This window comes from Roseburia sp. AF42-8, assembly GCF_003435965.1.
Taxonomy (GTDB): Bacteria; Bacillota; Clostridia; order Lachnospirales; family Lachnospiraceae; genus Roseburia_C; species Roseburia_C amylophila.
Genome location: NZ_QTVB01000137.1, coordinates 1 through 835 on the forward strand (window position 1 = coordinate 1; position 835 = coordinate 835).

The window sequence follows — 835 nt, forward strand, 5'->3', positions numbered from 1 at the left end:
ATATAAAGAAATAATATGGAAAATATGCAACGAGTTTGAAGATGATTTGGAAGTATTTCAATGCAATGAAAAGTCAAATTCCTTGTTGCATTTAGGAATGAATGTGAAGGCAAATTACGATGACTTTGATTATATTGTTATAATAAATCCATTGAAAAAAAGTACTACAGAATTAAAAAGCGTATTGTTACAGCGCCAGTTGTATTATTTACAGAATATTCTTGGTAGTAGGGAACAACTTGAAAAGTCATTAAAATTGTTGGAAAACTCCAGAATAGAGGGGATGCTTGTTCCATATGTGGATTATATAAAAGCTCATAATATGGGGCATTATGATAATTGGCAGGACTATTATTCCGATATAAAGGAAATAGCGGATAAAAATGACATTCGAATAGTTTTATCCAGGGACAAATCGCCTGTAATATCAGAAGATGGCTTTGCAATTATAAAAACAGAGGCAATTCGTGGAATAGAAACAGTAAGGTGTGGGGACCTCGATGCACAGGGAATATTTTATCTGATGTCTATATATATGCAAAATAAAGGTTTTTTGCCAGCATATATAATGAAAGAGGATTTGCTAATTAATAATCAGTATGGATATGAAGCGTTTAATGAAAACAAATTACAGGGTTTTCCACCAATTATGCAGCTTGAGAGTGAAATCTATTATGACTTCGGAGATGGCTTTGAAGTATCGAAGGTTAAAAAGATAAAATATATTTTAAAAATTGGAAAGAAAGAGGAGCTTTCTTTTAAAATTAAAGTTCCTCAAAATATAAAATATATTCGCTTTGATCCATGTGAGAAATTTATGTGTGTGTGTTCTGGA

The 835-nt window shown here is 31.3% G+C and carries 1 protein-coding gene; it reads left to right on the top strand.

Annotated features, from left to right (window positions below; genetic code table 11):
- Nucleotides 1-835 (top strand): rhamnan synthesis F family protein (locus DW059_RS15675; protein WP_147326085.1); only part of this gene is annotated, 835 nt, incomplete at both ends.